This window comes from Acidimicrobiia bacterium (genome assembly GCA_040881685.1).
Taxonomy (GTDB): domain Bacteria; phylum Actinomycetota; class Acidimicrobiia; order IMCC26256; family PALSA-555; genus SHVJ01.
This window is the reverse complement of record JBBECS010000043.1, coordinates 23,836-34,608: the sequence shown is the minus strand read 5'-3', so window position 1 is coordinate 34,608 and position 10,773 is coordinate 23,836. Positions and strand designations below refer to the sequence as shown.

The window sequence follows — 10,773 nt, the reverse complement described above, 5'->3', positions numbered from 1 at the left end:
AGCGGGCTATTTGGGCTCCTTCGGGAGGCCGAGGACGCGTTCACCGATGATGTTGCGCTGGATCTCATCGGAGCCTCCCGCGATGCGGATGGCGGGCGCGGCGAGGAACGCGGTCGTCCAGTCGTCGTCATCCACCATCCCGCGGGCGCCCAGCAGCTGGAGCGCCAACGAGCCCGATCGGCGCAGCAGCGCGCCCATCGCCAGCTTGGCCACCGACGCCTCGGGCCCGGGTAACCGACCCTGGGCGAACGCGGTGACGATGCGCAGCCCGAGGTAGCGCATGATCGCCGACTCGATGTGCACCTGCGCGAGCTCCTGGCGGGTGCTCGCGTCCGCGGTGCCCGAGGCGAGCGCGATGAGTGGCTCGGCGGCGTTGCGGTCGCCGAGCAGCTCGACAATGGCGGCGCGCTCGTTCAGCAGCGTCGTCTGGGCAACGCGCCAGCCGTCGTTCGAGTCACCGAGTCGATCGGCATCAGGAACTCGCACGTCGGTGAAGAACACCTCGTTGAAGTGCGCGCCACCGGTCATCTGGCGCAACGGCCGAACCTCGATGCCGGGCAATGACATGTCGAGCATGAAGTAGGTGATGCCTTGGTGTTTGGGCACGTCGGGGTCGGTGCGGGCGAGGAGCAGGCCCCACTGCGAGTAGTGCGCGCCCGACGACCACACCTTCTGGCCGTTCAGCACCCATTCGTTGCCGTCACGGACCGCGGACGTGCGCAGCCCGGCGAGGTCGGACCCGGCTCCCGGCTCACTGAACAGCTGGCACCAGATCTCCTCGCCAGTGAGCAGCGGGCGCAACCACCGACGTTTCTGTTCTTCGGTTCCGTGCGCGATCACCGTCGGCCCGCCCATGCCGATCCCGACGCGGAACACGTGGTCGGGCACGACGAAGCGCGTCGTCTCCTGCGTGAAGATGATCTGCTCCATCAACGACGCGCCGCGCCCCCCGTACTCGGTGGGCCAGCCGATGCCGGCCCATCCATCGGCTGCGGCCTTGGCCTGCCATTGCCTCGCCTCGGTGAGCGACGCGCCGGTGTCCACGTCACGTCCGAGGATGCCGAGGACGTCGGCACCCCCGGCCGCTGCGCGCGGCGCGGCGTGCGCCTCGAGCCAGACCCGGCATTCGGTCCGGAAGGCGGCGTCAGCGGCGCTGTCGGTGAAGTCCAGGGCTCGTATGCTAACGACGGTTCACATGCATGGCGCCGGCCTGGCGCCGTGACACTCGGAGTGTGATGACACAACGCGCAATGGACGGCGGATCACTGGAGCGCATCCTCTCCGAGGTCACGCGCCTCGGTCTCACGGAGCACGTCGCCGAGCTCGAAACGCGCGGGTGCACGATCGTGCCACCGGAACGGCTGGTACCCGCCGTGCCCGTCGACGAGATGTTCGAGCGCATCCTCAACCTCATGGAGCAGCGCAATGGCATGCGCCCCGACGTCCGGAGCGGTGGTACGCACATCAACATCTCGTTCCCGACGCTGTATTACTTCCTGTTCGAAGACCCGATGTTCGAGGAATGGCTGCTGCATCCGGTCGTGCGCTGCCTCGTCGACGCTCTGCTGGGCGAGCGGTGCATCCTCCACGCGACCGCGGTGTTCATGAAGGGCCCGTCTGACCCGCCGGAGAAGCGGTTGCAGCTCGGCCTCCACACCGATCAACAGGCGGTTCCCGATCCGATGCCGGCCTATCCGCTCATCGCGGGTGCGACCCTGCTGCTCACGGACTACACGCGAGAAGAAGGTGCGTTCGCGTACGTGCCCGGGAGCCACGCTCGCTGTCGGCATCCAGCCGGCTTCGAGGACGCAGAGAAGGCTGTGCCGATCGAGGCGTCGCGCGGGTCCTTGCTCGTGCACGATGGCCGGTTGTGGCACGGCTCGTTCGGGCGCACGAAGCCCGGGTTGCGCGCCGGGATGGCCTTTGCCTACTCGCGCATGTTCATGGCGCCGCTCGAGGCGTTCCGCGAGAACGTCACGAAAGACACGCTCGATCGGTACCCCGAGCGGTTCGCGTCACTCTTGAGCCAGCACGTGCCCACCGGTTCCACCGAGGAAGGGCCCGATTTGGCGAAAGTGGGATACGGCGTGGTGAGGACACGGTGGGACTGAGTGCGGAGCGACCGGAGCGGATGAAGCGAAGCGGAAGGAGCGAAGTGGGAGCGCAGCAATGGAGGTGACGAAGCCGATCGCGGAGGATCTCTTCACCGAGACGGGCGACGGCCCGCGAATCGTCGGCAGTCGTTGCGGCACGTGCCATACCGTCGTCTTCCCGAAGGCCACGAGCTGTCCTCGCTGCGGCAACGACGAGATGGACGAGCATCTGCTCGCGCCACGCGGCACGCTCTTCACGTTCACGACGCAGGGCTTCCTCCCGAAGGAGCCGTACACCGGGCCCGAGACCGAAGAAGACTTCACCGGGTACGCGCTCGGCTATGTCGAGCTGCCGGGTGAGGTGATGGTGGAGACGCGGATCACGGAGGCCGACGTGTCTCGCCTCGCGATCGGCATGGAGATGGAGCTCGTGATCGTGCCGTTCCGCACCGAACCCGACGGCACCCAAGTGACGACGTTCGCGTTCCAGCCCGTCGGAAGTGACTCATGAACGTGGCCATCGTGGGCATCGGGATCCATCCGTTCGGCCGCTTCGAGGGCGTCACCGGCCTTGAGCTCGGCGCGAAGGCGGTGCGCGCCGCGCTCGGCGACGCAGGGATCGAGTGGCCCGACGTGCAGTTCGCGTTCGGCGGCAGCCTGGCCGGCTCGTTGTCTGGCGCGGAGGAGTCGAGTCAGGCCGACCAGCTCGTCGCGCACCTCGGTCTGACCGGCATCCAGTTCACAAACGTGCACAACGGCTGCGCGACCGCTGGCAGCACGTTGGCGATGGGCGCGGCGCTGATCGAGTCGGGTGCCTACGACCTCGGTGTGTGCGTCGGCTTCGACAAGCACCCGCGCGGTCACTTCAACGCCAAGCCCGAGCAGAGCGGTCTTCCGCACTGGTACGGCGACCTTGGCTTCATGATCACGACGCAGTTCTTCGCCATGAAGATCAACCGGTACATGCATGACTTCGGCATCAGCCACGAGACGCTCGCCAAGGTGGCCGCGAAGAACTTCCGCAACGGCGCCAAGAACCCCAATGCGTGGCGTCGCAAGCCATTCAGCGAGGAAGAGATCCTCGAGTCGAGGATGCTCAACTACCCGCTGACCCAGTACATGTTCTGCTCCCCCGACGAGGGCGCCGCAGCGGTCGTGATCTGCAGGGCCGACCGCGCGCGCGAGTTCACGAGCAAGCCCATCTACCTTCGTTCCGCCGCGCTGCGCACCCGGCAGTGGGGATCGTTCGAGGTGTTCGCGCCGTGGCTCTCGACCGAGCGCGGTCACAGCCCCACCGTCGATGCGGCCCGCGCGACGTTCGAGCAGGCGGGAGTGGAGCCATCCGACGTCGACGTCGCGCAGGTCCAGGACAGCGAGTCGGGCGCCGAGGTCATGCACCTCTCGGAGACCGGTCTGTGCGCCGACGGCGAGCAGGAAGCGATGATCCAAGGAGGTGAGACGGAGATCGGTGGCCGCCTCCCGGTGAACACCGACGGCGGTCTCATCGCCAACGGCGAGCCGATCGGCGCGTCGGGTATGCGCCAGGTCTACGAGACCGCGCTCCAGCTCCGCGGTGAGGCCGGCGACCGGCAGGTCCCGAGCAACCCGAAGGTCGGCTTCACCCAGGTGTACGGCGCACCCGGCGTCAGCTGCTGCACGGTGCTCACGACCTGATGGCAACCTCGGAGCACGAGACGCGTTTCGGCAGCTTCGCGCAGGCAGCGCCGGGAGTGAACCTGCGCCAGCGCCTCCTCGACCAGGTCGCACGGTTGGGACTGGAGCGCAACGTCGCCGAGCTGGACGCGCTCGGCTACACGGTTGTCGAGGACGCTGCGCCGCTCGACCTGTTTGACCGCGTGCGCGCAGACATCCTGGCCGTGACGCAGGAAGTCCGCGATCGCGGTCAGGAGCCGTTCAACTTCGGGCCGAACACCTCGATGGTCTATCGGCTGCTCGCGAAGAGCGACGCCGTCGCGGAAGCTGTGCTGACGCCGAAGCTCGTCGCGATCATGAGCTACCTGCTTGACGAGGGGTACGTGGCGCAGGTCGCGACCGGCAGCGTCCTCGACGTGGGCGCACAGGCCGGTCCGCTGCACTGCGACAACCAGTTCTTCCCGGATCCGTTTCCGGTGCAGGTGCACATGGGTACCGCGATCTGGTGTTGCGACGACTTCGACGGGGACCTGGGCTCGACGCATCTCGTGCCGGGCAGCAATCACCGCTGCCGGCATCCGCGTCCAGGTGAAGGGCTTGACGCAGCCGTGCCGATGGTCGCGCCGCGCGGCTCGATCGTGGTGTGGACGGGGCACACGTGGCACCGGAGCGGCGCGCGCACGGCGCCTGGGCAACGTGTCGCGCTCCACTCGGGCTTCTCCCGGCCGCACATCCGCGCCTTCGAGGGATACGAGGCTGACGAGATCGAGCGGCTGATCGCCCGGGACGAGCGATTCACTCGGCTCCTGGGCGCCGACCTTCCTTACGACTTCCGGGGCGACACGCCCGACGTCACGAAGTTGCTCGCGATCGCCGCGACCACGCAGGCTCAGGCGTAGCGGGCGTCAGCCGTAGATCGCCCGGATCAGAGGCGCGGCCGCGGCCGAGTCCGCGTATTCGTCCACGCGAGTGATCAGGTCGTCGGCAACCGAGGCGATCAGGCAGACCGCGACGCGCATCGACTCGTCGCGGGTTGTGGTGCCGATGCTGGTGAGCTGGGCGATGAAGCCCTCGTCGGTCGCGGTGATGCGTACGTCTTCGGCGCGGTGCTCGCGCAGGTTCTGGCGCTCGAGCTCCAGCACCGCCAAGCGCTCGTCCGCCGAGTACTCGCTGGGGCCGATGTTCACCCAGAAGCGTGCGCCCGGCGCCAGGCATACGCACAACGCGTCCAGATCGACGCGAGTGACCGCGTCGACGAAGCGCTCCGCGAGCTCGCTCACTTCCCGGTTCACCTCCCCTTGAACTGCGGCTCGCGCTTCTCTGCGAACGCGCTCGCAGCTTCCTTGTGATCCTCAGTGGTGAACAGGTGAGACAGCCCGTGGCTGACGAAGGTCGCGACTTCGGTGAGCTCCGCCTGCTCACGACCCGCGGCCAGCCGCATCCCCTGCTTCACGTGCCGGATGGACTGGGGAGGGTTCGCCGCGATGCGCCCGGCGATGTCGTTCGCCACGCGAAGGAGGTCATCAGCGGCGACGACGCGCGAGACGAGCCCGATTCGCTCGGCTTCGGTAGCGTCGATGATCTCGCCGGTCATCAATATCTCCGACGCGCGCGAGCGTCCGACCAGCTGCGGCAGCAGCCACAGCCCGAGCACGTCGGGCATCAGCCCGACCTTGGTGTAGAGCTGGCCGAAGCGGGCCTTGTCGGAAGCGACAACGATGTCGCACGCCAGCGCGATGTCCATGCCGCTGCCCACCGCCACGCCGTTGACCGCGGCGACGAGCGGCGTGTCGATGCCGAGGACGAGCTCGATATAGGGAGTCATCGGCGGGTTCGGCCCCGCGAGCTCGGCCAAGGTCTGCTCCATGCGCGGGTCGCCCCACGCCCGCGAGATGTCGTCGCCCGCGCAGAACGCCTTCCCGGACCCCGTGACCACGATGCAGCCGATGTCGGGATCGGCGTCGGCGCGCCGAACCGCGTCCTGCATCTCGTCATCCATCTCGAACGTCGCCGCGTTCATGGCGTCGGGTCGGTGCAGTGTGACCGTGGCGACCCGCCCGGCGACGTCGTAGAGGATCGAGCTGTAGGCCATCGCTTCCCCCCGAAGAGCGAACCGAGGCTAACAAGGGCCGGGCGTGCCGCTCCCGGGCGGGTGCCTTGACCCTTCGGTGAACCGCCGCTAACTTTCGCCCGCTTCCGGTTGGAGCCGTATGACCACGGTCTGCCGGGACCCAGGGGGAGGGTGACATGGCTCGAATCGGTTCTCGTCCACGTGTGATCGCGCTCGTCGCGATCGCCGCGCTCGCGCTACCGCTCGCCGCGCTACCGGCCGCCGCCAAGCCCAAGGGCGACCCGATCAAGGTGATGGTGATCTACGAGAAGTCGGCCGGGGTCGCCAACCCGGAGATTCCCGAGGGCGCGATCGCTGCGACCGAGGCGCTCAACAAGAAGAACGGCGTCGGCGGTTCTCCGGTCGAGGTTCTCGAGTGTGACACCAACAACGACCCGAACACCGCGGCGGAGTGCGGACGCCAAGCCGTCGACGAGGGTGTGGTCGCGCTCATCGGCGTGCTCACTCCGCACTCGGGCTCGTTCATGCCGCTGATGGAGGAGAACCAGATCCCTTCGATCGGGGTCGTGGCGGCTGGAGCATCCGACTTCACGTCGGCGGCCGCATTCCCGATCACCGGTGGTCTCCCGGCGACCGCAGGTGACCTGCCGCGCTTCTTGGCCGATGCCGGGGCGAAGAACATCAGCATCGCCCGCATCGACCTCGCTGCGGCCGCGATCATCCCGACCTTCGCGGAGGCCTCGCTGGCCAAGGTCGGCCAGGAGATCGTCAACGACATCCCGGTACCCCAGGGCGCACCTGACATGTCGAGCTATGTCGAGGCGTCGCTCGCGAACGACACCGACGGGATTGTGGTCGCGCTTGCCGGTCAGGACGCGGTGAACTTCGTGCAGTCGGCGAAGCAGGCCGACCCTGACGTGAAGCTCGCGGTGATCTCCACCGAGCCTGGCGCGTTCCAGGAGGCGCTGGGTGCCGACGCGGCCGGCATCATCCAGGCGCCGGCCACGCTGCCGCCATTGACCGTGAAGACCAAGGAAGGCAACCGCTTCCTCAAGGAGATGAAGAAGGCCGGCTACAAGGAGAACTCCGGATTCCGGCTGAACTCGTGGATGTCCATGCAGGTGCTGGCGCAGATCGCCGACGGGCTGCCCGAAGTCACGGCGGCGGCCGTCTTCGAAGCCCTCAACACCACCACGGGGCTCGAGACCGGTCTCACCCCGCCACTGCAGTGGACGACGCCGGCCGACGTGAGTCTGCCGTTGCCGCGGGTCTTCAGCGCCTGCGAGCTCGCGGTGAAGATGACCAAGGGCAAGAAGGTCAAGCCGGTCACGGGCAAGTTCTTCGATGCCTTCGCGGATGCGGAGTGCGAGACGCCCTGACGCGTCAGCCAAGCGAGTTGTTGCTGCGGGCGCGGGGGGGAGCCCCCCCGCCCGGCGCGTGTACGAGGATCTGAGCCGTGGCGCACGACATCCTCAAGTTCGCGATCCTCGGGCTCGGCGCCGGGGCCGTGTACGGCGTCACGGGTCTCGGTGTCGTGCTCGTGTACCGCGGATCGGGCGTTGTGAACTTTGCGCACGGGGCGATCGGCATGGTGTGCGCGTTCGTGTTCTACAAGTCCCGTCAGGGCGGTACTGACACGCTGATGTGTTGGGTGTACGCGCTTGGAGTCGCCGCTGCGTTCGGTGCCGCGATGCACCTCGTCGTCATGCGGACGCTCCGCCAGGCGTCAGCGCTCACGCGGTTGATCGCAACCCTCGCCGTGTTCACGATCCTCTATGCGTGGAAGCATGATGAAGAGGGCGAGATCGCGCGCATCGTGCCGAAGCTGCTGTCGGTGAGAGCCGTCGAGGTTCTCCCCGACATCACGATCGGCGTGGACCGGCTCATCCTCCTCGGGTTCGGTGTGGTCGTGACCGTGGTGCTGACGATCATGTTCCGCGCGACAAAGTTCGGACTCGCGACGACGGCCGTGGCCGAGAGCCGGCGCATCACCGCCGCGCAAGGGATCTCGCCCGACGTGGTCGCGACGATCAACTGGGTCCTCGGGTCCCTGCTTGCGGCGACCGGCGCGATCTTCATCGTGAACATCGCGGGGCTCCAGCTGAACACGCTGACGCTGCTCATCGTGCCAGGGCTCGCGGCGGCCCTCGTCGGAAGCTTCCGCTCGCTCGCGCTCACGCTCGCCGGCGGACTCCTGATCGGCATCCTGCAGTCCGAGATCTTGTGGCTCCAGAGCTATCTGACCGAGCAGCGGGGCGAGGTCGTCACCCTCTCGGGGTGGGCCGACACCGTGCCGTTCTTGGTGATCATCGCGGTGCTCATCGTGCGCGGGCGTGCGCTCCCACTTCGAGGTGAGTCGGTCGACCGACCACCGGCGGTCGGCACCGGGCGGGTGCCGGCAGTGGTAGTGGGTGGGGGCGTGGTGCTCACCGCGTTGCTCGTCTCGTTCGCTTTTTCCACCACCCTCGTCGAGGCGGTGACCACGAGCGCCGCGATCGGCGTGATCCTGCTGTCGTTCGTGGTCGTTACCGGTTTCGGCGGTCAGCTGTCGCTCGCGCAGATGGCGCTCGCCGGAATGGGCGGGTGGATCTGCGCCTCACTGGTTGCCAACGAAGGCGTTTCATTCGAGCTGGCGATCCTCGCGGGCGTGCTGGGCGCGATCCCGGTTGGTGTCGTGGTCGGCATCCCCTCACTGCGCACGCGAGGCGTCAACCTCGCGGTCGCAACGCTCGGACTGGCGTTGGTGATCCAAGCGCAAGTGCTCGGCAACGCGGATCGCACCGGCGGGATCACCGGCCTCGATGTCGGTCCTCCGAAGCTGTTCGGCATCGACTTCGACCCGTTCAAGCACCACGAGCGCTACGCGCTCTTGGCGGTCGGCGCGTTCACACTGATGGCGATCATCGTCTCGAACCTGCGGCGAGGTCGCTCGGGCCGGCGTCTCGTCGCCGTCCGCACGAACGAACGCGCCGCGGCAGCGCTCGGGATCAACGTGTTCGGCGCCAAGCTGTTCGCCTTCGGGCTCGGCGCGGGGATCGCCGCGGTCGGCGGGATCCTGATCGTCCTCCGCCGCCCGACCGCGGTGTTCATCCCCGGCTTCTCGGTCTTCGAGTCCATCTTCGTCGTCGTGTACGCCGTGCTCGGTGGCGTCGGCTTCATCTTCGGAGCGTTGGTTGGCGGCGCGTTCGCGCCGGGCGGCTGGTATATCTCGTTCATCGACGAGGTGATCGTGAAGGTACCGACCGACGCGACCGTTCAGGTCGTGCTCGGCTGCGTCCTGTTGCTGACGTTGTGGCTCAATCCCGACGGCGTCGGAAGCTATGGCCCGATGTGGCTCGTGCCGGTCCGGTCTTGGAAGGCCGGCGTCGAGGCGTGGTTCAAGGGGCGTCAGGACGATCTGCCCGAGCTGGAGCGCGAGCGGGTCCCGCCGCGAACGCTCGAAGTCGAAGGCATCGGCGTGCGATTCGGCGGGACGGTTGCCCTCGACGACGTGTCGCTCGCGCTCCGACCCGGCGAGGTCCTCGGACTGATCGGGCCGAACGGCGCGGGCAAGACGACCCTGATCGACGCCGTGACGGGTTTCGTCCGCGCCACCGGCGACATGCGGCTCGACGGTGTGTCGATGGCTCGCTGGTCACCGCGGCGACGCGCGCGGGCGGGGCTCGGCCGATCGTTCCAGAGCCTCGAGCTCTTCGAGTCGATGACCGTGCGCGAGAACCTGCGGACCGCGTCGGACCGCCGTGACCCACTCGCGTACCTGACCGATCTCGTGTGGCCACGACGCACGTCGTTGGGCGCGCCCGCCGTAGCCGCGGTGCGTGAGTTCGGCCTCGAAGAAGATCTCGACCGCAAGCCGAACGAGCTTCCGTACGGGCGCCGACGGCTCGTGGCGATCGCGCGCGCGCTGGCGGCGGAGCCGTCGGTGCTCATGCTCGACGAGCCCGCGGCCGGGCTCGACGACACCGAGACCACCGAGCTCGGCCATCTGCTGCGTCGCCTGGCTGACGAGTGGGGTCTGGCCGTGCTCCTCGTCGAGCATGACGTTGCTCTCGTGCTCCGGGTCTGCGACCGCGTCACCGTCCTCGACGCGGGTCGCCACCTCGCGAGCGGTACACCCGACGAGATCCTCCACGACCCCGCGGTTCTCGCCGCGTACCTTGGCGAGCCGGCTGACGCCGAGGAGGTCGAGCCTTTCGTTGCGGCATCGGCGCGCGCGCCCGTAGCGGTAGAAGCGAGCATCGCCGACGCGCTCGAACCACTGATCGAGGCGCGCGGTCTCTCGGCTGGATACGGCGATCTCGCTGCCGTGCGCGACCTCGACCTGGCAGTGCACCCGGGCGAGATCGTCGCTCTGCTCGGGCCCAACGGCGCGGGCAAGACGACCACACTCCTCACGCTCGCCGGCGAGCTCCGGCCCCTCGCGGGCGAGGTTCGGTTCCTCGGCGCGCCGCGCCGATGGCCCGTGCACAAGCGCGTTCGCCAGGGCCTCGGCTTCGTCCCCGAGGAGCGGGGGGTGATTGCGGCGCTCAACGCGGGCGGAAATCTGCGGCTCGGACGCGGATCGGTCGAGGACGCGGTTGAGCTGTTCCCCGAGCTCGCGCCGCTGCTGAAGCGGCGCGCGGGTCTTCTCTCCGGTGGTGAGCAGCAGATGCTCACCCTCGGTCGAGCACTCGCTGCCGAGCCACGGCTGCTCCTGGTGGACGAGCTCTCACTCGGCCTGGCTCCGCTCGTGGTGGAACGGTTGCTGCGTGCCATCCGGGCTGCCGCCGACCGCGGGGTCGGCGTCCTTCTTGTCGAGCAGCACGCGGGGGAAGCGCTGCGCTTCGCCGACCGCGCCCTTGTGCTTCGGCACGGCCACGTCGAGCTCGAAGGCGCGGCGGCCGACCTGCGATCGCATCTCGGAGACCTGGAGTCCGCATACCTGACCGGCATGCCATCGACATGATCGCGAGTCGA

Annotated in this window: 9 protein-coding genes; 6 read left to right on the top strand and 3 right to left on the bottom strand. The window is 68.2% G+C overall.

All coding sequences use genetic code 11. The features are described 5' to 3' along the window. Positions 1-6: 6 nt before the first annotated feature. Positions 7-1,044 (bottom strand): acyl-CoA dehydrogenase family protein, encoded by a 1,038-nt coding sequence (locus WEE69_11065; GenBank protein ID MEX1145833.1) that lies wholly within the window; start codon positions 1,042-1,044, stop codon positions 7-9. Positions 1,045-1,235: 191 nt separating this feature from the next. Here WEE69_11065 and WEE69_11060 point away from each other — a divergent pair, with 191 nt between their 5' ends. The 4 genes from WEE69_11060 to WEE69_11045 are packed head-to-tail and all read left to right on the top strand — an operon-like array spanning position 1,236 to position 4,645. Continuing rightward, positions 1,236-2,111, top strand: a complete 876-nt coding sequence (locus WEE69_11060) for a phytanoyl-CoA dioxygenase family protein (protein ID MEX1145832.1) — start codon at positions 1,236-1,238, stop codon at positions 2,109-2,111. A 58-nt stretch (positions 2,112-2,169) separates the two neighbouring features. Then, complete coding sequence (locus tag WEE69_11055; protein MEX1145831.1) at positions 2,170-2,604, top strand: OB-fold domain-containing protein; 435 nt, start codon at positions 2,170-2,172, stop codon at positions 2,602-2,604. Beyond that, the gene (locus tag WEE69_11050) at positions 2,601-3,767 is read left to right on the top strand and encodes a thiolase family protein (GenBank protein MEX1145830.1); all 1,167 of its coding nucleotides are present in this window, start codon (positions 2,601-2,603) and stop codon (positions 3,765-3,767) included. The genes WEE69_11055 and WEE69_11050 overlap by 4 nt, the downstream gene beginning before the upstream one ends. After that, positions 3,767-4,645 carry a phytanoyl-CoA dioxygenase family protein gene (locus WEE69_11045; protein ID MEX1145829.1) on the top strand — a complete coding sequence of 293 codons (879 nt, stop codon included), beginning with the start codon at positions 3,767-3,769 and terminating at the stop codon, positions 4,643-4,645. The genes WEE69_11050 and WEE69_11045 overlap by 1 nt, the downstream gene beginning before the upstream one ends. A gap of 6 nt (positions 4,646-4,651) precedes the next feature. Here WEE69_11045 and WEE69_11040 read toward each other — a convergent pair whose 3' ends face one another. Then, the gene (locus tag WEE69_11040) at positions 4,652-5,026 is read right to left on the bottom strand and encodes a nuclear transport factor 2 family protein (protein MEX1145828.1); all 375 of its coding nucleotides are present in this window, start codon (positions 5,024-5,026) and stop codon (positions 4,652-4,654) included. 8 nt (positions 5,027-5,034) lie between these two features. Continuing rightward, on the bottom strand, positions 5,035-5,838 hold the full coding sequence (locus tag WEE69_11035; protein MEX1145827.1) for an enoyl-CoA hydratase-related protein: 804 nt from the start codon (positions 5,836-5,838) through the stop codon (positions 5,035-5,037). A gap of 155 nt (positions 5,839-5,993) precedes the next feature. Here WEE69_11035 and WEE69_11030 point away from each other — a divergent pair, with 155 nt between their 5' ends. Together WEE69_11030 and WEE69_11025 are read left to right on the top strand one after the other, a co-directional pair. Beyond that, positions 5,994-7,196 carry an ABC transporter substrate-binding protein gene (locus WEE69_11030; protein ID MEX1145826.1) on the top strand — a complete coding sequence of 401 codons (1,203 nt, stop codon included), beginning with the start codon at positions 5,994-5,996 and terminating at the stop codon, positions 7,194-7,196. Positions 7,197-7,273: 77 nt separating this feature from the next. Beyond that, positions 7,274-10,762 (top strand): ATP-binding cassette domain-containing protein, encoded by a 3,489-nt coding sequence (locus tag WEE69_11025; protein ID MEX1145825.1) that lies wholly within the window; start codon positions 7,274-7,276, stop codon positions 10,760-10,762. Positions 10,763-10,773 lie beyond the last annotated feature (11 nt).

Excerpts from the sequence above, each read along its gene's own strand:
- WEE69_11035 (MEX1145827.1), bottom strand. The coding sequence starts at position 5,838 with ATGGCCTACAGCTCGATCCTCTACGACGTCGCCGGGCGGGTCGCCACG.
- WEE69_11055 (MEX1145831.1), top strand. The coding sequence starts at position 2,170 with ATGGAGGTGACGAAGCCGATCGCGGAGGATCTCTTCACCGAGACGGGC.
- WEE69_11045 (MEX1145829.1), top strand. The coding sequence starts at position 3,767 with ATGGCAACCTCGGAGCACGAGACGCGTTTCGGCAGCTTCGCGCAGGCA.
- WEE69_11050 (MEX1145830.1), top strand. The coding sequence starts at position 2,601 with ATGAACGTGGCCATCGTGGGCATCGGGATCCATCCGTTCGGCCGCTTC.
- WEE69_11060 (MEX1145832.1), top strand. The coding sequence starts at position 1,236 with ATGACACAACGCGCAATGGACGGCGGATCACTGGAGCGCATCCTCTCC.
- WEE69_11030 (MEX1145826.1), top strand. The coding sequence starts at position 5,994 with ATGGCTCGAATCGGTTCTCGTCCACGTGTGATCGCGCTCGTCGCGATC.